Source organism: Herbaspirillum sp. GW822-FHT03A08 (genome assembly GCF_058801885.1).
Genome location: NZ_JBXANR010000001.1, coordinates 266,866 through 293,001 on the forward strand (window position 1 = coordinate 266,866; position 26,136 = coordinate 293,001).

General features: G+C 57.9%; 24 protein-coding genes. 9 read left to right on the forward strand and 15 right to left on the reverse strand.

Annotation, left to right across the window (positions count from 1 at the left end):
• Positions 1–78: 78 nt before the first annotated feature.
• The 3 genes from glnL to glnA form a co-directional block, all read right to left on the reverse strand.
• The gene (gene glnL, locus AC1RN6_RS01335) at positions 79–1,152 is read right to left on the reverse strand and encodes a nitrogen regulation protein NR(II) (RefSeq protein WP_094564514.1); all 1,074 of its coding nucleotides are present in this window, start codon (positions 1,150–1,152) and stop codon (positions 79–81) included.
• A gap of 169 nt (positions 1,153–1,321) precedes the next feature.
• The gene (locus tag AC1RN6_RS01340) at positions 1,322–1,777 is read right to left on the reverse strand and encodes a DUF4124 domain-containing protein (protein WP_493002492.1); all 456 of its coding nucleotides are present in this window, start codon (positions 1,775–1,777) and stop codon (positions 1,322–1,324) included.
• A 117-nt stretch (positions 1,778–1,894) separates the two neighbouring features.
• Positions 1,895–3,310 carry a type I glutamate--ammonia ligase gene (gene glnA / locus AC1RN6_RS01345; RefSeq protein ID WP_007880082.1) on the reverse strand — a complete coding sequence of 472 codons (1,416 nt, stop codon included), beginning with the start codon at positions 3,308–3,310 and terminating at the stop codon, positions 1,895–1,897.
• A gap of 369 nt (positions 3,311–3,679) precedes the next feature.
• Here glnA and AC1RN6_RS01350 point away from each other — a divergent pair, with 369 nt between their 5' ends.
• The gene (locus AC1RN6_RS01350) at positions 3,680–4,144 is read left to right on the forward strand and encodes a rhodanese-like domain-containing protein (RefSeq protein ID WP_493003484.1); all 465 of its coding nucleotides are present in this window, start codon (positions 3,680–3,682) and stop codon (positions 4,142–4,144) included.
• 171 nt (positions 4,145–4,315) lie between these two features.
• On the opposite strand, the gene AC1RN6_RS01355 is transcribed toward AC1RN6_RS01350, so the two are convergent.
• The 3 genes from AC1RN6_RS01355 to AC1RN6_RS01365 form a co-directional block, all read right to left on the reverse strand.
• Positions 4,316–5,011, reverse strand: coding sequence for a response regulator (locus AC1RN6_RS01355; protein WP_493002495.1), 696 nt, complete (start codon positions 5,009–5,011; stop codon positions 4,316–4,318).
• A gap of 8 nt (positions 5,012–5,019) precedes the next feature.
• The gene (locus AC1RN6_RS01360; RefSeq protein WP_493003486.1) at positions 5,020–5,706 is read right to left on the reverse strand and encodes a response regulator; all 687 of its coding nucleotides are present in this window, start codon (positions 5,704–5,706) and stop codon (positions 5,020–5,022) included.
• A 158-nt stretch (positions 5,707–5,864) separates the two neighbouring features.
• Positions 5,865–7,121, reverse strand: a complete 1,257-nt coding sequence (locus AC1RN6_RS01365; RefSeq protein ID WP_493002496.1) for an EAL domain-containing response regulator — start codon at positions 7,119–7,121, stop codon at positions 5,865–5,867.
• Positions 7,122–7,606: 485 nt separating this feature from the next.
• On the opposite strand from AC1RN6_RS01365, the gene AC1RN6_RS01370 reads away from it, so the two are divergent.
• On the forward strand, positions 7,607–9,109 hold the full coding sequence (locus AC1RN6_RS01370) for a DUF1800 domain-containing protein (RefSeq protein ID WP_493002498.1): 1,503 nt from the start codon (positions 7,607–7,609) through the stop codon (positions 9,107–9,109).
• Between the two features lie 7 nt (positions 9,110–9,116).
• Positions 9,117–10,433 carry a DUF1501 domain-containing protein gene (locus tag AC1RN6_RS01375; RefSeq protein ID WP_493002499.1) on the forward strand — a complete coding sequence of 439 codons (1,317 nt, stop codon included), beginning with the start codon at positions 9,117–9,119 and terminating at the stop codon, positions 10,431–10,433.
• A gap of 87 nt (positions 10,434–10,520) precedes the next feature.
• On the opposite strand, the gene iscX is transcribed toward AC1RN6_RS01375, so the two are convergent.
• The 9 genes from iscX to iscR form a co-directional block, all read right to left on the reverse strand.
• Positions 10,521–10,715 (reverse strand): Fe-S cluster assembly protein IscX, encoded by a 195-nt coding sequence (gene iscX / locus AC1RN6_RS01380; protein WP_094564522.1) that lies wholly within the window; start codon positions 10,713–10,715, stop codon positions 10,521–10,523.
• A 49-nt stretch (positions 10,716–10,764) separates the two neighbouring features.
• Positions 10,765–11,103, reverse strand: a complete 339-nt coding sequence (gene fdx / locus AC1RN6_RS01385) for an ISC system 2Fe-2S type ferredoxin (RefSeq protein WP_007880067.1) — start codon at positions 11,101–11,103, stop codon at positions 10,765–10,767.
• Between the two features lie 17 nt (positions 11,104–11,120).
• On the reverse strand, positions 11,121–12,986 hold the full coding sequence (hscA, locus tag AC1RN6_RS01390; RefSeq protein ID WP_493002501.1) for a Fe-S protein assembly chaperone HscA: 1,866 nt from the start codon (positions 12,984–12,986) through the stop codon (positions 11,121–11,123).
• Positions 12,987–12,993: 7 nt separating this feature from the next.
• A complete protein-coding gene (locus AC1RN6_RS01395) occupies positions 12,994–13,608 on the reverse strand; it encodes a LysE family translocator (RefSeq protein WP_493002503.1) in 615 nt (204 codons plus the stop codon).
• A 6-nt stretch (positions 13,609–13,614) separates the two neighbouring features.
• Positions 13,615–14,130, reverse strand: coding sequence for a Fe-S protein assembly co-chaperone HscB (gene hscB, locus AC1RN6_RS01400; protein ID WP_493002505.1), 516 nt, complete (start codon positions 14,128–14,130; stop codon positions 13,615–13,617).
• A gap of 178 nt (positions 14,131–14,308) precedes the next feature.
• Positions 14,309–14,632, reverse strand: coding sequence for an iron-sulfur cluster assembly protein IscA (gene iscA / locus AC1RN6_RS01405; protein WP_007880060.1), 324 nt, complete (start codon positions 14,630–14,632; stop codon positions 14,309–14,311).
• A 36-nt stretch (positions 14,633–14,668) separates the two neighbouring features.
• Positions 14,669–15,073, reverse strand: coding sequence for a Fe-S cluster assembly scaffold IscU (iscU, locus tag AC1RN6_RS01410; protein WP_007880057.1), 405 nt, complete (start codon positions 15,071–15,073; stop codon positions 14,669–14,671).
• A gap of 65 nt (positions 15,074–15,138) precedes the next feature.
• A complete protein-coding gene (locus AC1RN6_RS01415) occupies positions 15,139–16,392 on the reverse strand; it encodes an IscS subfamily cysteine desulfurase (protein ID WP_493002507.1) in 1,254 nt (417 codons plus the stop codon).
• A gap of 16 nt (positions 16,393–16,408) precedes the next feature.
• Entirely contained in the window at positions 16,409–16,912 is a 504-nt protein-coding gene (gene iscR / locus AC1RN6_RS01420) for a Fe-S cluster assembly transcriptional regulator IscR (protein WP_493002509.1), read from the reverse strand.
• 187 nt (positions 16,913–17,099) lie between these two features.
• Here iscR and imuA point away from each other — a divergent pair, with 187 nt between their 5' ends.
• The 6 genes from imuA to AC1RN6_RS01450 all read left to right on the forward strand — a co-directional run bounded on the left by imuA (position 17,100) and on the right by AC1RN6_RS01450 (position 26,059).
• Positions 17,100–17,795 (forward strand): translesion DNA synthesis-associated protein ImuA, encoded by a 696-nt coding sequence (gene imuA / locus AC1RN6_RS01425; protein ID WP_493002511.1) that lies wholly within the window; start codon positions 17,100–17,102, stop codon positions 17,793–17,795.
• Positions 17,725–19,185, forward strand: coding sequence for a Y-family DNA polymerase (locus tag AC1RN6_RS01430; protein ID WP_493002513.1), 1,461 nt, complete (start codon positions 17,725–17,727; stop codon positions 19,183–19,185). Before imuA ends, AC1RN6_RS01430 begins: the two co-directional genes overlap by 71 nt.
• A 14-nt stretch (positions 19,186–19,199) precedes the next feature.
• Positions 19,200–22,376, forward strand: coding sequence for an error-prone DNA polymerase (locus tag AC1RN6_RS01435; RefSeq protein ID WP_493002515.1), 3,177 nt, complete (start codon positions 19,200–19,202; stop codon positions 22,374–22,376).
• Between the two features lie 197 nt (positions 22,377–22,573).
• Positions 22,574–23,362, forward strand: coding sequence for a FadR/GntR family transcriptional regulator (locus tag AC1RN6_RS01440; RefSeq protein WP_493002516.1), 789 nt, complete (start codon positions 22,574–22,576; stop codon positions 23,360–23,362).
• 256 nt (positions 23,363–23,618) lie between these two features.
• Entirely contained in the window at positions 23,619–24,533 is a 915-nt protein-coding gene (gene kdgD, locus AC1RN6_RS01445; RefSeq protein WP_050475999.1) for a 5-dehydro-4-deoxyglucarate dehydratase, read from the forward strand.
• Positions 24,534–24,622: 89 nt separating this feature from the next.
• Positions 24,623–26,059, forward strand: a complete 1,437-nt coding sequence (locus AC1RN6_RS01450) for an aldehyde dehydrogenase family protein (protein ID WP_493002519.1) — start codon at positions 24,623–24,625, stop codon at positions 26,057–26,059.
• Positions 26,060–26,136 lie beyond the last annotated feature (77 nt).

Sequence of the window (26,136 nt, forward strand, 5' to 3'; positions counted from 1 at the left end):
AATAGACAGCATCAAAGGCATGCGCCGGTGTTGCATTTGCTTCAGTCCCCGACTTTCCTGATCGATAAAAAATCGTGATCAGGGAAGCGGGATCAAAATTCTGAAATCCGTATATCCCGGCCGGCTTTCACATTCGATAACGCCCATATGTTGCTGTACGAATGTTTGCGCCAACGTCAGTCCCAAACCGCTACCTCCTTCCCGCCCAGAAACCAGCGGGTAAAAAATACGGTCCTGGATGTCTGGTGAGATACCGGGGCCATTGTCGATGATATGCAAGTCTAGTGCCAGCCGGTAACGGACCTTGGCCAGCGTCACTTGACGCGCAACTCGCGTTGCCAAAACCAGTTCGGCGTCACCGGCGCGGATGCGATCGGCGAGTGCCTGCGCGGCGTTATGCACGATGTTGAGCAAGGCCTGGATCAGTTGCTCCTTGTCGCCGCGAAACTCCGGGATCGACAAGTCATAATCGCGGCGGATGGTCAGACCATTCGGGAACTCGGCAAGGATGAGGCTGCGCACGCGTTCGCAGACTTCGTGGATATTGACGTCGCCGACGATATGCGGCCGCCTGTGCGGCGCCAGCAGCCTGTCCACCAGCGTTTGCAGGCGGTCGGCTTCCTTGATGATGACCTGGGTATATTCGCGCAACTCTTTCAGATGACGCTCAGGCAACTCCAGCTCCAGCAACTGCGCCGCGCCACGGATGCCGCCCAGCGGGTTCTTGATTTCGTGCGCGAGATTGCGGATGAGTTCTTTATTGGCCTGGCTCTGGTCGAGCAGGCGTTCCTCCCTGTCCAGCTTGAGTTGCTGGACGTTTTCACGCAGCTCCAGCAAAACCGGAGTGGCGGCACTATCGAGCGCGGTGACAATCGTATGGACTTGTAGCGGCTCGCGTCCCATGCGCTCCAAAACGAGGTCCAGACGCTTGTCCGCAAACTGATGAGCGACGGCCTGATAGAACAGCGTGGCGAGTTCTTTTCCATTGAGGAAAAGCTCGCTCAGCTTTTGTTGCGAGAGCACCTTGAAGGAGCTCTCCAGCAGATTTTCGGCAGCGGCGTTGGCATAGACAATGCCGCCGTTAGCGTCGAGGATGATGACTGCTGACGCCAGCAGATCGAGACCATCCAGTGAAGGTAGCGTTGTTTTCATGCGTTCCGGTTAAACTTGTGAAATGCTTGTGAAATGCCTGTGACAGGCAACCAACAATCGAACCAGATATACGCGAGGAACGATTGTCAGCATCCCTTCAGCTAAGCAAGATTTGGGCGAGCCTGCGACAACGCTGCATTCCTGACGAACACACTAACGAACGCAGTAATTAATGCACGTTTGCAAGCTCCCGTTTGAGGGCTGCGATATTGCGTTCCGAGCGTGCAATGTCGTCCTTCATGCCTGCGACGCGCTCCTGATATTTGGCATAGTTGCGCTCGTCGCCGCGGCGTTCCGGCTCGCCGTTGTTGAAGTCAGCTTTCAAACCTGCCAGCTTCCTCTCTTCCGTATTCAACTCTTCTTGCAGCAGCAGTTTGCGATCGCTGTCGCGTGACTTCTGCGTACCGGCGTCGACCTTGGGAGAATTGGCCGCCGTCGCCGCCCGCTTTGGCTGCGGCGCGGCCGACAGTCCCGGCAACTCGACTTTGCGGCATCCTTTCGTCAGCCCGGTGTTCTTGTATTCTTTCGTACCGTTTTCATCGGTGCAAACATACACATCATTTTGCGCCTGCGCATCGCTCAGACAAGCCGCACACAATAGCGCTCCTGCTACGAGAAACTTCATTTGCCAGCATCCATTTATTGAAAATGGCGATTAGTGTATGACAACGCATCCAAGTTCTCGATAAGGCATAAAAAAAGGGAAGCAAGCTTCCCTTTTTTATCAATACAAAATCGACGATTACAGCGAGTAGTACATGTCGAATTCGATTGGGTGTGTCGTCATGCGATAGCGTTGAACTTCCTGGCCCTTCAGGTCCAGATAAGCATCGATCATGCTGTCGGTGAAGACGCCGCCGCGTGTCAGGAACTCGCGATCCTTGTTCAGTGCGTCCAGCGCTTCTTCCAGCGATGCGCACACTGTCGGGATCAGCTTGTCTTCTTCTGGTGGCAGATGGTACAGATCCTTCGAAGCTGCTTCGCCTGGATGGATCTTGTTCTGGACACCGTCCAGCCCTGCCATCAGCAGAGCCGAGAAGCACAGGTATGGATTCGCCAGTGGATCCGGGAAACGTGTTTCGATGCGACGGCCCTTAGGATTCGCAACGTGTGGAATACGGATCGATGCGGAACGGTTGCGTGCCGAGTAAGCCAGCTTGACCGGTGCTTCGAAGCCTGGAACCAGACGCTTGTACGAGTTGGTGCCTGGGTTGGTGATCGCGTTCAGCGCCTTGGCGTGCTTGATGATGCCGCCGATGTAGAACAGCGCGAATTCGGACAGGCCAGCATAGCCGTCACCTGCGAACAGGTTCTTGCCGTCTTTCCAGACCGATTGGTGAACGTGCATACCGGAGCCGTTGTCGCCGACCAGTGGCTTAGGCATGAAGGTCGCTGTCTTGCCGTAGGTGTGAGCAACGTTCCAGATCACATACTTCAGTGTCTGTGTCCAGTCAGCGCGCTCAACCAGTGTCGAGAACTTGGTGCCCAGTTCGTTTTGACCTGCGCCGGCCACTTCGTGGTGGTGCACTTCAACAGGGATGCCCAGGGATTCGAGGATCAGGGACATTTCCGAACGCATGTCCTGGAAGCTGTCGACTGGTGGCACTGGGAAGTAGCCGCCCTTGACGACAGGACGGTGGCCGGTGTTGCCGCCTTCGAGCTTGGCGCCTGAGCTCCACGATGCTTCTTCGGATTCGATCTTGACGAAGGAACCAGACATGTCCGCGCCCCAACGCACGCCGTCGAAAATGAAGAATTCTGGCTCAGGACCGAAGTAGGCTGTGTCGCCCAGGCCCGAGGACTTCAGGTACGCTTCAGCGCGCTTGGCGATGGAACGTGGGTCACGGTCGTAACCCTTGCCGTCGGATGGCTCGATCACGTCACATTGCATGAACAATGTGGTTTCTTCCATGAACGGGTCGATATTGGCAGTATTTGGATCAGGGATCAGCAACATGTCCGAAGCTTCGATACCCTTCCAGCCTGCGATCGACGAACCGTCGAATGCGTGACCGGATTCAAACTTGTCGATGTCGAAATGGGAAACAGGAACCGTTACGTGCTGCTCTTTACCCCGGGTGTCGGCAAAACGGAAATCAACAAACTTGACTTCATTGTCTTTCACCAACTTCAAAACCTCTGCGGCCGTCCTTGCCATGCGAATCTCCTAAAACGAGGAAGTAGTATAAATTTGTACAATTTGGGTGATGAGCCGACTACGTGCGACTTGATGTGTGCAGCAAATACAACAGATAGTGCGCCAGAACTCAGGCGGGAATGATAGCAGATTCCATGCCATCAACTGCCTTGTGTTGATGCGTATGGCATATTTTAGGGAGTTATTGGCGGACAGGCGATTCCGAGCAGTGCACGGGCGCCTTTCGGTTGAATCATTATGGTGCAAATTTCAATAAATGCACCAATAAATACCATTTTTTATGCATTGCACTTTTTTGGTGCTTTTTACTGCGATTCAGGACTGAATCTCGATTTTTTAATTCTTTATCAATCATTACCAGGAAGCAATATGACCTCCAGCAATGACATTTTTTCTTCTGCCAGACAGCGCGCCCAAACAGGACAATTTCCTTATGCCGGTGCGGTAACGCCCCAAGAAGCATATGCGTTACTGCAAGGCAATGCCGCTATCAAGCTGGTGGATGTCCGCACCAAGGCAGAACGCGACTGGATCGGCCAGGTGACGCTGCCGGCGGAACAGCACGTGGCCGTGCAATGGAACCTGTATCCGGAAGGCACACCCAACCCGCAATTTCTCGAACAGCTCGCATCCGTCGCCGGCAAGGACACTGTACTGCTGTTCCTGTGCCGCTCCGGGGTGCGCTCGCGTCACGCAGCCAAGCTCGCTACCGAAAACGGTTACACAGAGTGCTACGACATTCTTGAAGGATTTGAGGGCAACAAGGACAGCGCTGGCCATCGCAAGACCGTTGAGGGCTGGTGCAAGGCTGGATTGCCATGGGCTGGAGCCTGACAAGACGGTGACTGATCGCCGAAGCAGGCAATCAGTCATCAGGAATTGAAGTTGGAAGTCGAGGCTTAGAATAGTCCGCTGAATCAGTTAACCAGACAGGCGGCAACTGAATTTGTCAGGACATTCTGCATGCCGCGGTTGCGCGCACACGCGCAACGACCCCGGGCCTCCTCAGATCGTCTGCAATTGCTGCCTCAGGATCTCGATTTCCGCATTGAGACCAGATGCAGGTGCGGTTTTTCCGGTTGCGATTGCTTCGATGCGCTCAAGCGTCCCGACGATCTGCGCTGCACCCATGGTCAGCGCGGCGCCTTTCATGCGATGCGCCATGCGTCCGACACCAAGCAAATCAGCCTGCGACAGCAAGCTCTGCATGGAGCAGAAATCTTCCCGCGACGTGGAACGGAACAAGGCCTGCAGATCGACGTTCTTCATTTCTTCTACACCCGTCGCGGGAGAGTCGGCAACGTCGATATCGCACCACAATGACAATATTTTTTTCAATTCGTCGACCGGCAGAGGCTTCCCCAACACGCCGTCCATGCCGCTGTCGAGACACATCTGCATATGCGCAGCATCTGTTTCCGCCGAGATGGCAATGATGGGCGTATGCGCACTCTCTTCTTTGCGCTCGCGCTTGCGCACCTGCTTCGCGACGTCGTAACCGCTCATGTCAGGCATCTGGCAATCAAGCAGGACCAGATCGAATTCAGTCTTCATCATCGCAGCCAGGCCGGACATCCCATCCTGGGCAGTGCTGACGTTGCAGCCGAGTTTCTTCAATTGTTTTTCAATGACGACGCGACTAGTGGCCGAATCGTCGATGACGAGAACCAGTGGTTCTGCCGCGGACTGAATAGTCGTCATGATGCGCCTTATAAATCCTGGAGTTGATGCTGAATCTTGAACAGCTCATTATCGTTGCGCACGCCGAGTTTGCGAAACGCGGCCTGCTTCTGGCCACTGATGGTCTTGACACTGCGCGCAAATTTTTCGGCGATCTGCGTCACGCTCATGCCGTCCAGGCAGCAGCGCAACACCTCCCTCTCGCGGGGCGACAATTCGGTGTTATCGGTCAGGGAATCCACCGCGCCGGTGGGTTCTTCTTCTTGCGCATTGTTGGACAACATGGAAGAAATCTCTGCCGCCATCAACGGATTGAGATGCACCCGGCCTACCGATATGGAACGCACCGCAGCAATCAACTCCGAGAGTTCTTGCTCCTTGCCGAAGAAACCGCGCGCGCCGGCTCTCATGGCGAGGGCCACAGTCGCAGGATTGTAGTGAGAAGAGGAGACGAGGATTCTGCTCTCGGGAAAACGCACTTTCAGCGCACGGATCAGATTCAATCCGTCGATGTCATTGACGCTGAGCGAATAGTCGATCAGCAAAATATCTGCGGGAGCAATCCGCAGCGCCGCCATCATGTCTTTACTGGTAGCGTAAGCGCCGACGACCTCGAAATCGGACTCTTCTTTCAATCGTGCTGCAAGTCCGTGTCGTACGACTGCATGGTCATCCAGCAAGGCGATTCGAATCGCTTTTGTTCCAGCCCACGTCATCGTGACATCCTTTCGCGCGCCTTCATTACACAGCAAAATCGATGGCCATCGATACTGATGGTTTGCTTCGCTTGGATGCGATCACGATAAAATTCGGGCCCACGACCAAACGAATTATGGTCGAGTGTATCAAAAATAGTAAAAATACAATAGCGGCTTCACGCATCAACGAGACCGTTGTTAAATAACTGTGCAGCACCGACGCTATTCAAAAAATCTTCCTGCTTCATCGGTTTGATAATTGCCCCCTGCCCGTACATGCAACCCATTGCAGCCAGCACCTCCATCTGCCGTGCGTTCTCGATCCCCTCGGCAGTAACCTTGAGTTTGAGCCGCCGCGCGATGTTGATAGTGGATTCGACGATGACCCTGCATTGCGTCTGGCGCAGGAATTGGCGGACAAAATGACCGTCGATGCGGATCTCGGTAAAAGGCATTTGCGACAAAAGCTTCATAGTTGAAATCCCCGATCCGAAGTCATCAATCGACAGCCCCAATCCGCGCAAACGCAAGCGATTGAGCGAAGCAGCCAGCTTCAATGCTTGCTGCGGCGGCTCTTCTTCTGAAATGCCCACGGTGATAAGAGAGGGAGAAACTTCGTGCCGCTGAATACGCTCGTAGAGGTAATCCGCGATTTCAGGCGTCTCCAGCGTTGTTGCGGAAGCTTTGACACAGATGGGGATTCTGCAGCCGATTTTTTCGAGTTTTTGCTGGGTTTTCAGCACATGATTCACCGTGCGATAAAACAACATCAGGCCCAAGCCCTGCCGCTCAATGATATCCATGAACTGACTTGGCGACAAGCCGCTGAATTTGGGATGACTCCAGCGTACCAGTGCATCAGCGCCAACCACCATTCTTGTTTTCAACGAAATGTGTGGTTGATACCACACCTCGAATTCACTGGTGTCGCAGATCGCCCGCAAAACATCGTCGTCCTCAATGGTATCTTCAGCAAAGCTGCGTGAGAATTTTGACGTCTTTTGCTGAGCAACATTCATCGCATTCAATAGCGCCAGCACCGTATCAATAGCCACGCTCAACACCAACGAACTCAGCGGTTTGGCAATCGCATCGACAAAGGGGAAACCTGCCGAACAGGCCATCTGCAGATGCGACTCAAGCAAATCGTCGTCGAGTGCGCTTGTCCAGATCAGCATGGGCAGATCCTTGCCGCGCGGCAGCGGCAACGCCGCGTGTGCCAGAACAAATTGAGAGCCATCCATGTTGGGCATGCCGATGTCGCAAAATATCAGATCGACCGGACGCTCTTTCAACAGACCGATTGCCTCCATACCGTCAGATACATCCTGAATATTGATTGCGCCCAGTTCCTTCAGTTTTTCAGTAATAAAAGCGCGTTGAAGTGGTTCGTCTTCGACGATTAAAATGGATAGATTCGCAATTGTTCTCATAGTCTTCCAGCTCGGCAGCCCTTATTGCAGCGCATCAGGTAGCTCGTTACAAGGGGGCATTGTGACCATCACGCGGAAAACCGTATATGAGAATTCTCTTAATTTGAGACTTTGTTTTACGAGAGAAAATGACGCAGATTAAGGACTTTCTCAAGAAAGAAAAAACTGCCAGTCGAGAATAATATGGTTACCCAAATAAGTTGAATGAACTCATCTTCTGCATCAAGGAATTCGAATAAGAAAATGAAGAGATTCAAGCGAAGATAATTCACCACATTCTCAATATTGGTCATTCGTTGAAAATGACGGCGGCAATTTCTCTTCTTTATACGGACTCGGTCACTATGCTGTCTTCCGCAAAATAATTCGTAGATGACAGCTTTTTGTCAGACATGTTTCGACCCTTACACTTTATTACAGCGAGGCGAAAGGAGGATGTACATACTGAATGAACGCTCCCCTTCTCCCTTTGGTGTAAAGAGATCATGCAGACCTCGTTCAGACATGGCGTGACAGGATTACTGGCATTGTGTTTGTGCAGTCTCGCCTCTGCACAGGCGTTGACATCGCAGGAAAAAGCGCTGCATGTCCTCAACCGCATGGCTTACGGACCGCGCCCGGGCGATGTTGCCGCGGTTGAAAAAATTGGCGCCAAACGCTACATCGACGAACAACTTGATCCGGAACATATTCCCTTCCCCGCCGATCTGCAGGCGAGGCTGAACAGCTTGCCGACCTATAACCTCAGTGCCCCGCAACTGTACATCCAGTACGGCCCGCCGTCCTTCCCGCCCAACACGGCTTCGCCGGAAGAAAAGAACGCCGCGCGCCAGCGTGCCGCCAAGGAGATTACGCCCGCCAGCCATGTCGCCCGGCTGTGGATGGCAACGGAAAGTCCGCGCCAGTTGCAGGAGGTCATGACCGAATTCTGGTTCAACCATTTCAATGTGTTCGAAGGCAAGGAATGGGTGCGCTACTGGAATGCGGATTACGAAAAGAACGCCATTCGCCCCAACGCGCTTGGCAACTTTCGCCAACTGCTCGGCGCCGTGGCGCATCATCCCGCGATGCTGTATTACCTCGACAACTGGCTCAGCAGCGGCGCCAATACGCCCCAAGCCAAAGGCCGCTTCAAGGGACTCAACGAGAACTATGCGCGCGAGCTGATGGAACTGCATACGCTTGGCGTCAACGGCGGCTATAGCCAGGCCGATGTGATTTCGCTGGCGCGCATCCTTAGCGGCTGGACCATCAGTGTGCGCGAGATGAAAGAAGACGCCGACGACGCCACCTTCATCTTCCGTCCGGGGCGTCACGATGCGGGCGACAAGCAATTCCTCGGCAGAGTGATTCCACGCAGCGGCCAGCAGGAAGGTGAAATTGCGCTCGACATGCTTGCGCGCCATCCTGCCACGGCGCGTTTCATCTCGACCAAGCTGGTGCAGTACTTCGTCTCCGACCAGCCCGATCCGGAACTGGTGAATCAGATGTCGCAGCGCTTCCTTGCCACCAATGGCGATATCAAGTCGGTGCTGCGCGTTTTGTTCGACAGTCCGCAATTCTGGGCGCGCAAGAATTATCAGAGCCAGTTCAAGACACCCTACCAATATGTGGTCTCATCCCTGCGCGCGACTGCAACGCCGGTGGTCAACGGCAAGCCCGTCAGCGGCGTTTTAAACCAGTTCGGGATGCCTTTGTACGGCTGGCTGACACCGGAGGGCTACAAATACTCCGAAGAAGCCTGGCTCAATCCTGATGCACTATTGCGCCGGATCAATTTCGTCAACGGCCTCAGCAACGGAAAATCGCCGATCGCGCGGACTGAAGGCACGCAACCGTCGCCGGACGCGGCGCCTGTCGATCCGGTGCAACTGATACAGACGCTGTCGCCGATGCTAAGCCAGGAAAACGTGACAACGATCTCTTCATCGCCGGCGAACCTGCAAGTCGGCCTGATTCTGGGCAGCCCTGCCTTCATGAAACGTTAGGACCATCATGAACCGTCGTGAATTCATCCGTTACGTGGGCATGGCCGGCAGCAGCGCCATTGTCATTCCCATCGGTCTGTCGGGCTGTGCTGTGGCGCCGGTCGGCAAACCATCGACTGCATCCTCAGGCAGCAACGCCCCGCTCGCCTATGGCACACCGAAGCAACGTCCGCATGCCAACGGCGACGGCACACCTCGCATGGTGGTGGTCTTCCTGCGCGGCGCCGTCGACGGTCTCAATGTCGTCGTGCCGCACGGTGACCGCGAGTACTATCAGGCACGCTCCAGTATTGCTGTGGCGCGGCCGGGACAGAACAACGGCGCAATCGACCTCACCGGCTATTTCGGCTTGCATCCCTCATTGCGGCCCTTGATGCCTTATTGGGAAAGCGGCCAGCTGGCTTTCGTCCACGCCTCGGGATCACCTGACGGTTCGCGCTCCCACTTCGAAGCGCAGGATTACATGGAGACCGGCACGCCCGGCCAGCACAACACCCGCGACGGTTGGATGAATCGCCTGCAAGGCCAGCTGCCGCCATCCGAGTCGCCGGTGCAAGCCCTGACGCTGGGTGAATCGACACCGCGCATTCTCAGCGGCCGGCAAGTCGTCGCCAACCTCCCGACCGGCCGCGATGCCGCCCGGCCGACCTTGATCGATCAGCCCAAGGTCAATCAGGCCTATGGCGCGATGTATGCCGACAACGATGCTCTTGGCAAGGCGTACCGCGACGGTCTCGCCGCGCGCAAAGAACTGATGGCGGAAATGAGCAGCAATGAACAGCGCGTGGCCAACAACGGTGCGCCTTTGCCCAACGGCTTGTCCGTCGACACCGCGCGACTGGGACGACTGATGCGCGGCGACCCGAAGATCCGTCTCGGCTTTCTTGCCGTCGGCGGTTGGGATACCCATGCCAATCAGGGCAACGGCGCCGGACAGTTGGCAAACCGCCTGACGCCGCTCGCGACTGGACTGGCGACGCTGGCGCAGGAGCTTGGGCCGGCCTTCAATGACACAGTGATCGTGGTGGTCTCTGAGTTCGGCAGAACCTTCCGCGAAAATGGCAACGGCGGTACCGACCACGGTCACGGCAACGTGATGTGGCTGCTGGGCGGCAACGTGCGCGGACACACGATTTACGGACAATGGCCCGGGCTGAACAAGGCGGAACTCAATGAGGGACGCGACCTGGCGATCACGACCGATTTTCGCGCAGTGATGTCAACGCTGGCGGAGAAACACATGCGCATTCCCGACAGCGCCATGCAGCAGATTTTTCCGCAGTACACGACAGGCATGCAGCATGTTTCAAATATTCTGGTGTGATTGCGCGCGCAGATGACAAAATGATGGACGTAAAAAAGGAGCGATATACGCTCCTTTTTTTACGTCTGCAGCCTGCGCCGCAATAACTTACTCGGCCTCTTCGATCCAGGCAGCCTGAATCGCTTCCAGAATTTTTTCTCCGGAGCGATTGGCATCGTCATCAAAGCCATCCAACTCCATCACCCAGCGATGCAAATCGGTGAAGCGTATGGTCTTGGGATCGGTGTCCGGAAACTTGTCGTTGAGCTCTTCAGCAATACGCTGAATATCGGTCCATTTCATGGCTGCCTCGCTAATGTTGATCAGTCGCCCATGCAAGACGTAAGCTGAATCAGTGATTCTCGCTGGCGTGGTTGATGGTGTACTTTGGAATTTCGACGACCAGATCGTCGTCGCCCAGCACCACCTGGCACGACAGGCGCGAATTCGCTTCCAGGCCCCAGGCCATGTCGAGCAAATCTTCTTCCTTGTCGGTCGGATCATCCAGCGTGTCAAAACCTTCGCGGATCACCACGTGGCAGGTAGTACAGGCGCAGGACTTCTCGCAGGCGTGTTCGATATCGACATCGCTGTCGAGCATGGCATCGCACAAGGTCTTGCCTACCGGCGCGTCGATGACGGCGCCGTCAGGGCAAAAAGTGGGGTGTGGGAGTATGACGATTTGTGGCACGGTATTAACCTCTATCTTTACGAAACTTCATCCAATTTCTTGCCGGCCAGCGCGGCGTGAACGCTGCGGTCCATGCGGCGCGCGGCGAATTCTTCAGTGCCATGCGCCAGCGCGTCAACTGCTGCCTTGATCGCCAGATGATCATCGCCTTGCGCCTTCTCGCGCACGACTTCGATCAGCGCAGCGACGTCGATGCGCTCTTGTTCATTGAGCAAGGCGCTGTCGACATTCAGCGCCGACTCCGTCGCAAGAATAATGCGCTCGGCTTCGACCTGCTCTTCGCGCAAGGCGCGGCGCTTCATGTCTTCATCGGCCGACTGGAAGGAATCCTGCAGCATGCGGGCGACGTCATCGTCTTCCAAACCATAAGAAGGCTTGACCGTGATCGCGGCTTCCACACCCGATGTCATTTCACGCGCCGATACTGACAGCAAACCGTCGGCGTCGACCTGATACGTCACGCGAATGCGTGCTGCGCCTGCCGCCATCGGCGGAATGCCGCGCAGCTCGAAACGCGCCAGCGAACGGCAATCGGCCACAAGCTCACGCTCGCCCTGCACTACCTGAATCGCCATCGCAGTCTGGCCATCCTTGAAGGTCGTGAACTCTTGCGCGCGTGCGCATGGAATAGTGGAATTGCGCGGAATGACTTTCTCCGCCAGGCCGCCCATGGTCTCGATGCCGAGCGACAGCGGGATCACGTCCAGCAGCAGCCAGTCGTCGCCGGCGGCGCGATTGCCGGCCAGCAGATTGGCCTGCACGGCGGCGCCCAGCGCCACAACCTTGTCCGGATCGATATTAGCCAAGGGGGTGGTCTGGAAAAATTCGCCGACGGCCTTGCGTACATGCGGCATGCGCGTCGCACCACCGACCAGCACCACGCCGTCGACGTCGTCCACGGACAGATTCGCATCGCGCAAGGCCTTGCGGCATGGCGTGATGGTCTTGGCGACCAGATGCTGGGTCAGCGCGGTGAATTCTTCCGCCGTGATCGACAGATGCACTTCTTCGCCCGAATTCAGGACCGCGTCGATTTGCGTGTAAGCCTTGGACGACAGCAGCTCTTTCACCTCGCGCGCCTTCACCAACAGGATGCGCGTGTCTTCGTCGGATAATGGCGCCAGTTGCGATTGTTCGCAGATCCAGCAGAACAGGCGCTGATCGAAATCGTCGCCGCCCAGTGCAGAATCGCCGCCGGTCGACAAGACTTCAAACACGCCCTTGGTCAATTTGAGGATGGAAATATCGAAGGTGCCGCCGCCCAGATCGTAGACGGCGAACGTGCCTTCCGAACCATTGTCGAGGCCGTAGGCAATCGCCGCAGCCGTAGGTTCGTTGAGCAGACGCAGGACATTGAGACCGGCCAGTTGCGCCGCGTCCTTGGTCGCCTGGCGCTGCGCGTCGTCGAAGTAAGCAGGCACGGTAATCACGGCGCCCACCAGATCGTCGCCCAGCGCGTCTTCTGCCGTCTGACGCAAGGTCGCCAGAATCTGCGCCGAAATTTCAACCGGGCTCTTCACACCGGCAACGGTCTTCAGCTGCACCATGCCGGGCGCATCCTGGAAATCGTAGGGCAGATTTTCAACGTAGGCGATGTCTTTCAGACCGCGGCCCATGAAGCGCTTGACCGAGACGATCGTATTCTTCGGATCGGTGGTCTGCGCAGCTTGCGCCTTGTAGCCGATATTTGCGTGGCCGTTGGGCAGATAACGCACCACCGACGGCAACAGGCTGCGCCCCTCTTCGTCATTGAGGACTTCAGGAATGCTGTTGCGCACGGTGGCAACCAACGAATTGGTGGTGCCGAGATCGATGCCTACCGCCAGCCGATGCTGATGCGGCGCGGTGGACATGCCCGGTTCGGAGATTTGGAGAAGAGCCATAGTCGATTTATTCCGGCAAGGCGATGCGGATACCCAGTCCCACAAACGCACAGCCGGCAAGCCTGTTCAAATAGAGAGCGGCACGCGCCTGACGCTTGAAGTACGCGCCGACGATGCCGGAGAAAAACGCAATCGCGCTGAAAATCGCCAGCGCCTGAAGAATGAACACTACCGCCAGCAACAGCATCTGCCAGGCCACATGGCCGGCGTGCACGTTGACGAACTGCGGCAGGAAGGCGATAAAGAACAGCGTCACCTTGGGATTAAGGATGTTGGCGATCACGCTTTGCCAATAAATGCGCGACAGGCTGACCGGTGTCATGGTCGCATCCAGCGACATCGACGCGGCAGAACGCAAGGTGCGGATGCCGAGATACACCAGATACGCCGCGCCCGCGTATTGCAGGGCGTGATACGCAGCCGGATAGGCCTTGATGATGGCGGCAAAACCCAGCACCGCCAACAATGTGTGGAAGAACAGTCCCGACGAAAAGCCGAGTGCGGCAACCAAGCCGGCTTTCTTGCCCTGCGCGATGCCGCGCGTGAGCACGTAGATATTGTCCGGCCCCGGAGCCAGGGTCAGCATCATGGCGGCGATCAGAAACAGGAACACGTCAGGCATGGCGCATCAACCTTCGATCAGGGCGAACGTGTTACCGATCTCTTCGCCGAATTTATCAAGGAACATGAGCTGGCGCACCAATTGGGCGGCGCCGGCGAAGTCGTTGGCATCGAGCAGCGTTTCGATACGGGCGACGGTGTCTTTCTTCGCGCTGCGCAAGGCGCCGTCGAGCTGTTCGAGCGCCTCGATATTCTTGCCGGCACGCGCGTCGTCAAGTTCTTCTCGCCACTCCATTTGCTGCATCAGGAATGCCGGCGGCATGGAAGTATTGGATTCGGTTTGCAGATCGACGCCGTTGAGCTCGCACAGATAGGAGGCGCGCTTGAGAGGATTTTTGAGCGTCTGGTAGGCTTCGTTGGCGCGGGTGGCCCATTGCATGGCGACGCGCTTCTCGGCGCCGGTCGCATTGGTAAACTTGTCCGGATGCGCCTGGCTCTGCACGCCGTGGAACGCCTTTTCCAGCGCAGTCAGATCGACGGCAAAGCGTTGCGGCAATTGGAAAAGTGCGAAGTGATTTTGCATACGTTGTGCAAAGATTGTTCAGATGAACAAAAAATAAAAAGCCTGTTCGGACTTCAACAGGCTTGGCAGAACTACTCTTCAGAGGCTATCGCTAACGATTCTGGCTAAGCACTAGATCCCGATCAACCCGGTCGCCGTATTACCGGCAACCGTGGCGATCACAACATCCGTCACGGCATCAAATCCGGAAGCTTTCGCCGCAGCCGCACTCGTCCTTCATGTTCGGGTTCTGGAACTTGAAGCCTTCGTTCAGGCCTTCACGCGCGAAATCGAGTTCGGTGCCGTCGATGTACGGCAAGCTCTTGGGATCCACATAGACGCGAATGCCGCGCGATTCAAACACCTGATCTTCCGGCGTTTCTTCGTCCACATATTCCAGCTTGTAAGCCAGGCCGGAGCAGCCGGTCGTGCGCACGCCGAGACGCAGGCCGAGACCTTTGCCGCGACGTTCCATGTAGCGGCTGATGTGTTTTGCAGCTTTTTCAGTCAGTGTGATTGCCATGATGCCTGCCTTCTTTCGCTTCGCTTGCGGCTTGAATTAAGCCGCAGCCTTTTGCTCAACGCTGCCGTGCTTGGCCTTGTAGTCTTGCACTGCAGCCTTGATGGCGTCTTCCGCCAGGATCGAGCAGTGGATCTTCACCGGCGGCAACGCCAGTTCTTCAGCGATCTGAGTGTTCTTGATCGACAAAGCCTGATCCAATGTCTTGCCCTTGACCCATTCAGTCACCAGCGACGACGATGCAATCGCCGAGCCGCAACCGTAGGTTTTGAACTTGGCGTCCTGAATCACGCCGTCAGCGCCGACCTTGATCTGCAACTTCATGACATCGCCGCAAGCGGGCGCGCCGACCATACCTGTGCCTACGGTCTCGTCGCCCTTTTCGAAGGCGCCGACGTTACGTGGGTTTTCGTAGTGATCGAGTACTTTTTCCGAGTAAGACATTTTGATGCTCCTTGATGAGGTCGCCCCTGCGTTCTATATGGGGGCGGTTTTCATTTTCGCGATACTTAGTGTGCAGCCCATTGGATCGTGCTGATGTCGATCCCGTCCTTGTACATATCCCACAGCGGCGACAATTCGCGCAGCTTGCCGACCTTGCCCTTGATCAGATCAATGGTGAAGTCGATGTCTTCTTCGGTCGTGAAACGACCGATGGTGAAACGGATAGAGCTGTGCGCCAGTTCGTCGCTACGGCCCAGGGCGCGCAGCACGTACGACGGTTCCAGGCTGGCCGAGGTGCACGCCGAGCCGGACGACACCGCAATGTCCTTGATCGCCATGATCAGAGATTCGCCTTCGACGTAGTTGAAGCTGACGTTCAGGTTGTGCGGCACACGATGCTCCATGTCGCCGTTGATATAGGTTTCTTCGATCTCTTGCAAACCCTTGGCCAGACGATCGCGCATGGCGCGGATGTGAGCCAGTTCGGTTTCCATCTCTTCGCGGGCGATGCGGAAGGCTTCGCCCATGCCGACGATCTGGTGAGTTGCCAGTGTGCCGGAACGCAGACCGCGCTCATGACCGCCGCCGTGAATCTGCGCTTCGATACGCACACGTGGTTTGCGGCGCACGTACAGCGCGCCGATGCCCTTAGGACCGTAAGTCTTGTGCGCCGAGAAGCTCATCAGGTCGACTTTCCAGTTTTCCAGATCGATCTTGACCTTGCCGGTTGCCTGCGCAGCGTCGCAATGGAAAATGATGCCCTTGGAGCGGCAGAATTCGCCGATTTCAGGCACAGGCTGGATCACGCCGATTTCGTTATTGACCAGCATGACCGAAATCAGGATGGTGTCGGGACGCACGGCAGCGGCGATCTGCTCGACCGTCACCAGACCGTTGTCTTGCGGTTGCAGGTAAGTCGCTTCGAAACCTTGACGCTCCAGTTCGCGGAAAGTATCCAGCACAGCCTTGTGCTCGGTCTTGACCGTGATGATGTGCTTGCCCTTGGTCTTGTAGAACTGTGCAGCACCCTTGATTGCCAGGTTGTTGCTTTCGGTCGCGCCGGAAGTCCAGATGATTTCGCGCGAATCCGCGTTGACCAGCTTGGCGACTTCTTCGCGTGCATCTTCCACGGCCTTCTCTGCGGTCCAGCCGTACATGTGGCTGCGCGACGCAGGATTACCGAACTGCTCGCGCAGATAGGGAATCATCTTGTCGGCCACGCGCGGGTCGACCGGCGTGGTTGCCGAGTAATCCAGATAAATTGGAAAATGCGGCGCCTTGATGGTGTCCAACAGGCTTTTTTCCAGAGGTGCATTCATTTTGTTCTAGCTCCAATCAAACCGCTGCGTGAGGGCGGTGCATGACAACCACGCTTTGTTCAGTACCGAGTGTTCTGTGTTCCGGCTGCTTCTGTTCTTTCTGGTGCTGCTGGTCGACCAGGTCCTGCAAGGAAACCGAGTCGAGATATTCGACCATCTTTTCATTGAGCGTCGACCACAGGTCGTGCGTCATGCAGCGCGTGCCACCGGGGTGGGTGACGCTATGGCAATTTTCCTTGCCGCCGCATTGCGTTGCATCCAGGGGTTCATCGACGGCGATGATGATGTCGGCCACCGACACATCGCCCGCCTTGCGCGCCAGGTTGTAGCCGCCGCCGGGTCCGCGTACGGACTCAACGATCTGGTGGCGCCGCAATTTGCCGAACAACTGCTCCAGATATGATAAAGAAATTTCCTGCCTCTCGCTGATGGCGGACAACGTGACGGGTCCATTGCCCTGGCGCAACGCCAGGTCAATCATTGCTGTCACAGCAAAACGGCCTTTAGTAGTTAATCGCATGAAATCTCGACTCCAGAAACAGTTTTCAGAACCACTCCCTGAATTCCCGAATATTTACGTCAAGTATATCAAACTTGAGTAATCTTGTCAGGTACTGCAAAACCTGCAGAGACCACCCTTGATGAAGATCCCCGAAGCACGTTAATTACTGTATATTTATACAGTATACGTATTTCGAAGCTTGTTCATGTCAGCCCCTCTTCCTCAAAGCATTCACGCCTCGCTCTGGCTCGCTTCACAGCTTGCCCGCAGCACGGCGCGCGGGCTCGATACCGGCTTTGATGCGCTGTCGAAGGAGCTGCCCGGCCAAGGCTGGCCGACCGGCGCGCTGATCGACTTGCTGCTGCCGCAGCCCGGCGTCGGCGAACTGCGCCTGCTGGGCCCGGCATTGCAATCCTTGTCGCCGCGCCGCATCGCGCTGGTGCAGACGCCGCATGCACCGCAAGCCATCGGCTGGCGCCAGATCGGCGTCGATGCCGCACGCCTGCTGTCGGTGCGCGCCGCCACCAGCGCCGATGCCGCCTGGGCCGCCGAACAGATATTGAAATCCGGCAGTTGCGCCGCCCTGCTGTTCTGGCAGCGACACATGCGCAAGGACAGTCTGCGCCGCCTGCATCTGGCGGCACAAACCGGCAGCACCCTATTCGTCATGTTGCGACCGCTCAGTTGTGCGCAGGACGCTTCGCCCGCGCCGCTGCGTTTGTCGCTGGCGGCCGCAGCCGGCGGCATTGAAGTCGGCTTCGTCAAACGACGCGGACCGCAGCGCGATACGCCCTTGTTTATCTCCTTGCCCTCACTGAATCTTTTGCATCATGCGCCTGTGGATCGCCGTACATCTGCCCCTGCTGTCGTTGGAAGTATTTCATCCGAACTGGTCGGATGAAGTCTCTGCCGTCGTGCTTGAGCACACCCGCGTCATGGCGGCTTCGCAGTCCGCCTGCGAAGCCGGCGTGCGTATCGGCATGCGGCGCGGCGGCGTGCTGGCCTTGCTGCCGAAAGCGCTCATGCACGAACGCATGCCTGATCGCGAAGCGCAGACACTATTCGGCGCCGCCACCGCCTTGCTGCAATACACTCCGCAGGCCAGCTTCGCGGAAGAGTCCACCATCCTGCTCGATATCGGCGCCAGCCTGAGCCTGTTCGGCGGCATCCGCGCCTTGTGCAGCCGCGTCCGCGCCACCGTCCGGCAACTCGGCCTGAATGCCGTCATCAGCTGCGCACCGACCGCCAACGGCGCCGCCTTACTCGCCCGGCATACCGGCGCCCGGACGTTGAAGCAGCATCGCCTGCACCGGCATCTCAGCCGCCTGCCGGTCGCCGCATTGCCGGCGGCGCAGCCTTATCTCGACTGGCTCGCCGGCATCGGCTGCCGCTCGCTGGCCGACCTGCGCCGCCTGCCGCGCGCCGGTTTGCAACGGCGTGGCGACACGCACATGCTGGATGCATTGGACTGCGCCTATGGCGATGCACCGGAATTGCACGCCTGGATCGAAGTCCCGCCCAGCTTCCGGCAACGCATCGAATTAAACGAACGCATCGAACACGCCGACGCCGCCCAATACACCATTCAGGCTTTGCTCACTCAACTCTGCGGCTGGCTGGCGGCGCGCCATCTGGCCGTCACGCAAGTGCGCGTACAACTGGAACACGAACGCGGCCGCCAGGCCGTCGCGCCCACGACTATTGACCTCATGCTGGCCGAGCCGACCTGGCAAGACATGCACCTGATCCGCCTGCTCAAAGAGCGGCTGGCGCGGCTGGAAATCACCGCCCCGGTCATCGCCGTCGTGCTGGAAGCGGCGCAAACCGAACCCATGGCGCCCGCCAGCAACAACCTGTTTCCGGAACCCGGCGGTACGCCCGAAGACCACAAGCGCCTGATCGAACTGCTGGTCGCCCGGCTGGGTGCGGACAAGGTGTTGCACGCCGCACCGCTCGCCGACTATCGGCCGGAACGGGCCAATCGCTGGGTTTTCGTCATGGACGCCGCCGCCCCGCTGGAAGAACGCCCTCTGCCGCCCCGCCCCACGTGGCTGCTGGAAAAACCAATTGCCTTGACCATGCGCCAGCATCGTCCTTATTACGGTTCACGCCTGCGCCCCGTCTCGCCCGCCGAACGCATTGAAGCAGGCTGGTGGAACGGCGACCTGGTCACGCGCGACTATTACATCGCCGAAGGCGCCGATCATTGCCACTACTGGATTTACCGCGAGCGCATCGGCGATGTCGATGGTGTTGAGCCGCATTGGTATCTGCACGGCATGTTCGGATGAAGCGAGGACAAGCCATGCCTGATATCCCGCCTATTCCCTCGCCTGCCGCCTCCGCCATTCCCGATTACGCGGAGCTGTTCTGCCTGTCCAACTTCAGCTTTCTCGAAGGCGCCTCGCACGCCGAAGAACTCGCCGCACGCGCCATGCAACTCGGCTATACCGCACTCGCCGTTACTGATGAATGCTCGCTGGCCGGCGTGGTACGCGCTCATATGGAAGCTAAAAAGGCCAAGCTGAAACTCATTATCGGATCCTGTTTCCGCATCGAATGGGAAGCCGGCAAGCCGCCGCTGACACTGATCGCCCTCGCGCAAAACCGTGAAGGCTACGGCAACCTCTCCGAGCTGATCACGCTGGGCCGTACCCGCGCCGACAAGGGTAGCTACCGCATCGACCTCAATGACTTTTCTGCACCGCAGGCATCGCATGCCCACCTGCGTGGCCTGCCCGATTGCCTGCTGATTCTGGCGCCGCATTATCCTGCCGATGCGGCCATGCTGGCGCAGCAGGCAGCATGGCTGGCGCGTACCTTCCCGCAACGCGCCTGGCTCGGACTGACGCAACTGTATCGCCCCTACGATCAATTACATCGCGGCACTATCCAGGAAGCGGCCGAGCGCCATGGCCTGCCGGTCACCGCCATCGGCGAAGTCAACATGCACGTACGCTCGCGCAAATTTTTGCAAGACACGCTGACGGCGATACGTCTTGGCAAAGCCGTCGGCGATTGCGGCTACGACCTCGCACCGAATGCGGAACAGCATCTGCGCTCACGGCTACGGCTGGCGAATATTTTCTCTCCGTCGGCATTGGCGGAAACCATGCACATCGCTGAGATGTGCACCTTCGAGCTCGACACGCTGCGTTACGAATACCCCGAAGAACTGGTCCCGGACGGCCAGACGCCGGCCGGCTATCTGCGCCAGGAAGTCTATCTCGGCGCGCATCTGCGCTATCCCGCCGGCATCCCGCAAAAAGTCACTGACCAGATCGAGTACGAACTCACGCTGATCAATGACATGGCCTATGAGCCTTACTTCCTCACGGTCTACGACATCGTGCGCTTTGCGAAAGACAACGGTATCCTGCGCCAGGGCCGTGGTTCGGCAGCCAATTCTGTGGTTTGCTACTGCCTCGGCGTGACCGAAGTCGATCCCAATTCTTCAAGCATGCTGTTCGAACGCTTCATCAGTAAAGAACGCGGCGAACCGCCCGACATTGATGTCGATTTCGAGCATCAGCGACGTGAAGAAGTCATTCAATATATCTACAGAAAATACGGCCGCATGCGCGCAGCGATCGCCGCCGCCGTCCACACCTACCGTCCGCGCGGCGTACTGCGCGACGTCGGCAAGGCACTCGGGGTCGACGCCTCAATCGTCGACAAGGTCGCCAAGTCGTATCAGTGGTTCGACAATAGCTGCGATATACTGGAACGCTTCGCCGAATGCGGCGTGGATCCTGAATCACCGGTTGCCCATCAATGGGCAATCCTTTCCAGGCAACTGATCAATTTTCCACGGCATCTATCGCAGCACAGCGGTGGCTTCGTCATTGCGCGCCACAAACTGTCACGACTGGTGCCGATAGAAAACGCCGCCATGCCCGATCGCTCAGTCATTCAATGGGACAAAGACGATCTGGAATCCTTGCGCTTGCTCAAAGTCGACGTGCTGGCGCTAGGCATGCTCTCAGCCTTGCGACGCGCTCTGGAACTGGTTGAACAGCGACATGGAAAACCACTCGCTCTGCAAGATATTCCCCGGGACGACATTGCCACTTACGACATGATCTGCAAGGCGGACACTATCGGCGTATTCCAGATCGAAAGCCGCGCGCAAATGAGCATGTTGCCGCGACTTAAACCCCGCCGGTTTTACGACCTTGTTGTTCAAGTCGCCATCGTGCGGCCAGGGCCGATTCAGGGCGGGATGGTGCATCCATTTTTGCGGCGTCGCGAAGGTAAAGAAGATCCAACTTATCCGCCAGCACTGAAAGATGCATTAGAACGTACACAAGGCGTTCCTATTTTCCAAGAACAAGTTATGCAGATCGCCGTTATCGCTGCAGACTTTACGCCGGGAGAAGCCGACGATCTGCGTCGTGCGATGGCAGCATGGAAACGCAAAGGCGGCCTTGAAAAATATGAGCACAAACTAGTTCAAAACATGGTTAAAAATGGCTATGACGGAAAATTCGCCAACGCCATCTTCCAGCAGATCAAAGGCTTCGGTGAATACGGCTTCCCCGAGAGCCACGCCGCCAGCTTCGCCATCCTCGCCTACGCCAGCAGCTGGCTCAAATGCCACGAGCCGGAAGCCTTTCTCTGCTCGCTGCTCAACAGCCAGCCCATGGGTTTCTATTCACCGTCGCAACTGATCCAGGACGCGCGCCGTCACGGCGTATGCGTGCTGCCGGCCGACGTCATGCACAGCAACTGGGACAGCACGCTGGAAAACGTCGATCCGGCACGCCCCGACATCCGACCTGCTGTACGGCTCGGCCTGTCCCTGCTCGGCAGCATGAAAGAAGAAGCGGCCTTGCGTATCGAACGCGCGCGCCATGAACAAACGTTTTCCGACTTGCAGGACCTGGCCCGCCGCGCCCGGCTCGACAAGCACAACCTGCAGGCGCTCGCCGCCGGCAACGCGCTGATCGCGCTCAGCGGCCATCGCCGCGAAGCCCTCTGGCAGGCGCTCGACGCAGCCCCCGCCAAAGACCTGCTGCACGCCGCACCGTCGCGCGAAGACATCCTGCGCCTGCCGGCGCCGTCCGAGGCCGAAGACATCGTCGCCGATTACCGCAGCGCCGGCCTGACCCTCAAACGCCATCCGCTCGCCCTGCTGCGCCCTATCCTGACCAAGCACAAGTTTTTGCCGCACGACGTGATGGCGACCTTCCAGGACGGCCAGTTCGCACGCGGCTGCGGCATCGTCACGGTGCGCCAGCGTCCCGGCACCGCCAAGGGCGTGCTGTTCATCACCATCGAAGACGAAACCGGCTCCACCAACGTCATCCTCTGGCCCTCGCTGGTGGAAAAACAGCGCAATGAAGTCCTCAACGCCTCTCTGCTCGGCGTCTACGGCATCTGGCAAACCCATTCCGGCGTGCAGCATCTGGTGGCAAAACGACTGGTGGACATGTCCCATTTGCTGGGAGAAATCCATGTCGGCAGCCGGGATTTCTGCTGAACGGACAGAAAAAAGCCGAAAAGTCTCTTCAACCCCCGTCGCAACGAGGCTGCAAGGCCATTTAAGTCTGCATCAAGGGTGCGAAACCCAGTCATCCTCTGGTAAGATGTCGCATATCTTTTTGCGGGCTTACGCCGTTCGTCAGAACGCTCTTCCCCGCAATTCCAGGCTACTTTCACACATATCGACCTATAAAAATGGAAGTCAACGAGACACCCAGCCCGCTGATGCGCCCGCGCAAGAAGACCCAGAGCCTGTCCCAGGAAGTGGTCGGCGCAATTTCCGAAATGATCTCCAACGGCTCCATCAAGCCGGGCGAGAAGCTGCCGACCGAGTCTGAAATCATGCTCACCCAGGGCGTCAGCCGCACCGTGGTGCGCGAGGCAATTTCACGCCTGCAGGCGGCCGGACTGGTGGAAACGCGGCATGGCATCGGTACCTTCGTGCTGGAAGCGCAAAAGGCCGGCAATATCAATATCGATCCGGCCACCATCACCACCATGAAGGATCTGCTGGCCCTGCTGGAACTGCGCATCAGTCTGGAAACCGAAACCGCCGGCCTGGCTGCCGCACGCCGCACCGACGAGCAACTGCTGGAAATCCGCCACGCGCTGGACGCCTTCCATGAGAATCTGAAAAAGGGCAACGACACCGTCGGCCCCGATTTCCGCTTCCACTTCCAGATCGCCACCGCCACCGGCAACCGTTATTTCATTGAAATCCTGAGCCACCTCGGCGCCGGCGTGATCCCGCGCAAACGCCTGAACACGGCGGAACTGGCGCGCGACCCGCAAGCCAGCTATCTGGACCGCGTGCAGCGCGAACACGAAGACATCTACGAAGCCATCGCCCGCCGCGATACTGAAGCGGCGCGCGCGGCCATGCGCAACCACCTGACCAACAGCCGCGAGCGCCTGCGCCGTGCGCAGGAGGCAGCCGAATCGGCGGCAGGTGCGCAAAAGACGTCGGAGACGCCGGATACCTGACCAAACAATCACGTATTTCGGAATTGCCCTGCACTATCGTAACAAGCTGATAACGCACATCAGCGCAGAACCAACGCAAAATCAACGCAACACCGGCTGGCAGCAAAAACTGCTGGCTTTCTCTTAATTCATGTTGTACGATGACTGATATCTTAAGACGCTTAAGAACGAGTTCCATCCAGATGCGCTGACCATGTTTGGAATTTGTTATCAAGCGCGACGGTATTTTTAACTTCATCACCTGGCACCTACTGACATGTACACACCACAAGACCTGAAACAGATTCTTTCCGCCGGCCTGCTCTCTTTCCCGCTGACCGACTTCGACGAGCAGGGCGACTTCCGTCCAAAGACTTACATCGAACGTCTGGAATGGCTGGCTCCTTATGGCGCCAGCGCACTGTTTGCTGCCGGTGGTACAGGTGAGTTCTTCTCGCTGGTGCCGGGCGAATACTCGGACATCATCCGCACCGCCGTGGAAACCTGCAAAGGCAAGGTGCCTATCATCGCCGGCGCCGGCGGCCCTACCCGCGCTGCGATCGCTTACGCACAAGAAGCCGAACGCCTCGGCGCGCACGGCATCCTGCTGATGCCGCACTACCTGACCGAAGCCAGCCAGGACGGTATCGCCGAGCACGTTGAAGCGGTCTGTAAATCGGTCAAGTTCGGCGTCATCATTTACAACCGCGGCGTCTGCAAGCTCAACGCCGACATGCTGGAACGCCTGGCCGAGCGCTGCCCTAACCTGATCGGTTTCAAGGATGGCGTCGGTGAAATCGAATCCATGGTCACGATCCGCCGCCGTCTGGGCGATCGCTTCACCTATCTCGGCGGCCTGCCGACTGCGGAAGTCTACGCAGCTGCTTATAAGGCGCTGGGCGTGCCGGTGTACTCGTCGGCGGTGTTCAACTTCATCCCGAAGACCGCGATGGACTTCTACCACGCCATTGCCAAGGAAGACCACGCCACCGTCGGCAAGCTGATCGACGAATTCTTCCTGCCTTACCTGGCCATCCGCAATCGCAAGGCCGGTTATGCAGTGAGCATCGTCAAGGCCGGCGCCAAGGTTGTCGGTCACGATGCCGGTCCGGTCCGCACACCGCTGACCGCCTGCACCGAAGCCGAGCACGAAGAACTGGCCGCGCTGATCAAGCGTCTGGGACCTCAGTAATTGCAGCACCAACAATAAATAACTAACCCTCGACTGACCGCCGGATTCGTCCCGCGGTCAGTTTTGGCTTCCACATCCAGGAGAAATCGATGACTCAATTCGCGAACTACATCAACGGTGAATGGCTGCAAGGCGCCAGCATCAACAAGAACGTCAACCCATCCGACCTGTCCGACATCATCGGCGAGTATGCACAAGCCGACGCAGCACAAGCCGACATCGCCATCGCCGCAGCACACGCCGCCTTCCCGGCATGGAGCGTCGGCAACATCCAGGCGCGTTCCGACGCGCTGGACAAGATCGGCTCCGAAATCCTGGCGCGCAAGGAAGAGCTCGGCCGCCTGCTCTCGCGCGAAGAAGGCAAGACCCTGGCCGAAGGCATCGGCGAAGCCGGCCGCGCCGGCAATATCTTCAAATTCTTCGCTGCCGAAGTGCTGCGCATCCAGGGCCAGAAGCTAGCCTCGGTGCGTCCCGGCATGGACATCGAAATCACCCGTGAGCCGGTCGGCGTCGTCGGCATCATCGCCCCGTGGAATTTCCCGATGGCGATCCCGGCCTGGAAGATCGCACCGGCGCTGGCCTACGGCAACACCGTCGTCTTCAAACCGGCGGAACTGGTGCCGGGCAGCGCCTGGGCGATTGCCGACATCATCAGCCGCTCGGGCATTCCGGCTGGCGTGTTCAACCTGGTCATGGGCCGCGGCTCGGTGGTCGGCCAGCGCTTCATCGACGACCGCCGCGTCACTGCCCTGACCTTTACCGGCTCGGTCTCGACCGGCGCGCGCGTGGCGCAAGGCTGCGTCGCCCGCATGGCCAAGTTCCAGCTCGAAATGGGCGGCAAGAATCCGCTGGTGGTGCTGAACGATGCCGACCTGAACGTCGCCGTCACGGCTGCCGTGCAAGGCGCGTTCTTCTCGACCGGCCAACGCTGCACCGCGTCGAGCCGCATCATCGTCGAGAAAGACATCTACCCGCGCTTCATCGAAGCAGCACGCAATCAACTGGCCGGCCTGAAGATCGGCCACGCGCTGACTGCCGACACCAACATCGGTCCGGTCGTCGATCAGTCGCAACTCGACCAGAACCTGTCGTACGTGGAAATCGGCAAACAGGAAGGTGCACGCCTGGCTTTCGGCGGCGAGCGCGTCAAGCGCGACACTGACGGCTTCTACATGACGCCGGCGCTGTTCGCCGATTGCAACAACGACATGCGCATCTCGCGTGAAGAAATTTTCGGACCAGTCGCTTCCGTGATCCCGGCCGACAACTACGAACACGCGCTGCAACTGGCCAACGACACCGAGTTCGGTCTGTCGTCGGGCATCTGCACCACCTCGCTGAAGTATGCAACCCACTTCAAGCGCAATGCGCAAGCCGGCATGGTGATGGTCAACACGGCAACCGCCGGCGTCGACTACCACGTCCCCTTCGGCGGCCGCAAGGCATCGAGCTTTGGTCCGCGCGAGCAAGGCGCTTATGCAGCCGAGTTCTACACCACCGTGAAGACTTCGTACACCGCGGCGTAATTTCCCCGGCGATGCCACGTAAAGAACCCTGACCTCATCAGGTATCCACAGCCGCCGGCAACGGCGGTTTCCAGCGT

Coding starts and splice junctions, on each gene's coding strand:
- AC1RN6_RS01340 (WP_493002492.1), bottom strand. CDS start 1,777: ATGAAGTTTCTCGTAGCAGGAGCGCTATTGTGTGCGGCTTGTCTGAGC.
- AC1RN6_RS01365 (WP_493002496.1), bottom strand. CDS start 7,121: ATGAGAACAATTGCGAATCTATCCATTTTAATCGTCGAAGACGAACCA.
- AC1RN6_RS01370 (WP_493002498.1), top strand. CDS start 7,607: ATGCAGACCTCGTTCAGACATGGCGTGACAGGATTACTGGCATTGTGT.
- AC1RN6_RS01440 (WP_493002516.1), top strand. CDS start 22,574: ATGGAAGTCAACGAGACACCCAGCCCGCTGATGCGCCCGCGCAAGAAG.
- AC1RN6_RS01375 (WP_493002499.1), top strand. CDS start 9,117: ATGAACCGTCGTGAATTCATCCGTTACGTGGGCATGGCCGGCAGCAGC.
- iscU (WP_007880057.1), bottom strand. CDS start 15,073: ATGTCTTACTCGGAAAAAGTACTCGATCACTACGAAAACCCACGTAAC.
- AC1RN6_RS01415 (WP_493002507.1), bottom strand. CDS start 16,392: ATGAATGCACCTCTGGAAAAAAGCCTGTTGGACACCATCAAGGCGCCG.
- iscA (WP_007880060.1), bottom strand. CDS start 14,632: ATGGCAATCACACTGACTGAAAAAGCTGCAAAACACATCAGCCGCTAC.
- iscR (WP_493002509.1), bottom strand. CDS start 16,912: ATGCGATTAACTACTAAAGGCCGTTTTGCTGTGACAGCAATGATTGAC.
- AC1RN6_RS01395 (WP_493002503.1), bottom strand. CDS start 13,608: ATGCCTGACGTGTTCCTGTTTCTGATCGCCGCCATGATGCTGACCCTG.
- AC1RN6_RS01450 (WP_493002519.1), top strand. CDS start 24,623: ATGACTCAATTCGCGAACTACATCAACGGTGAATGGCTGCAAGGCGCC.
- imuA (WP_493002511.1), top strand. CDS start 17,100: ATGTCAGCCCCTCTTCCTCAAAGCATTCACGCCTCGCTCTGGCTCGCT.
- AC1RN6_RS01360 (WP_493003486.1), bottom strand. CDS start 5,706: ATGACGTGGGCTGGAACAAAAGCGATTCGAATCGCCTTGCTGGATGAC.
- hscA (WP_493002501.1), bottom strand. CDS start 12,986: ATGGCTCTTCTCCAAATCTCCGAACCGGGCATGTCCACCGCGCCGCAT.
- AC1RN6_RS01350 (WP_493003484.1), top strand. CDS start 3,680: ATGACCTCCAGCAATGACATTTTTTCTTCTGCCAGACAGCGCGCCCAA.
- iscX (WP_094564522.1), bottom strand. CDS start 10,715: ATGAAATGGACCGATATTCAGCGTATTGCTGAAGAGCTCAACGACAAG.
- glnA (WP_007880082.1), bottom strand. CDS start 3,310: ATGGCAAGGACGGCCGCAGAGGTTTTGAAGTTGGTGAAAGACAATGAA.
- AC1RN6_RS01355 (WP_493002495.1), bottom strand. CDS start 5,011: ATGACGACTATTCAGTCCGCGGCAGAACCACTGGTTCTCGTCATCGAC.
- glnL (WP_094564514.1), bottom strand. CDS start 1,152: ATGAAAACAACGCTACCTTCACTGGATGGTCTCGATCTGCTGGCGTCA.
- kdgD (WP_050475999.1), top strand. CDS start 23,619: ATGTACACACCACAAGACCTGAAACAGATTCTTTCCGCCGGCCTGCTC.
- AC1RN6_RS01435 (WP_493002515.1), top strand. CDS start 19,200: ATGCCTGATATCCCGCCTATTCCCTCGCCTGCCGCCTCCGCCATTCCC.
- AC1RN6_RS01430 (WP_493002513.1), top strand. CDS start 17,725: ATGCGCCTGTGGATCGCCGTACATCTGCCCCTGCTGTCGTTGGAAGTA.
- hscB (WP_493002505.1), bottom strand. CDS start 14,130: ATGCAAAATCACTTCGCACTTTTCCAATTGCCGCAACGCTTTGCCGTC.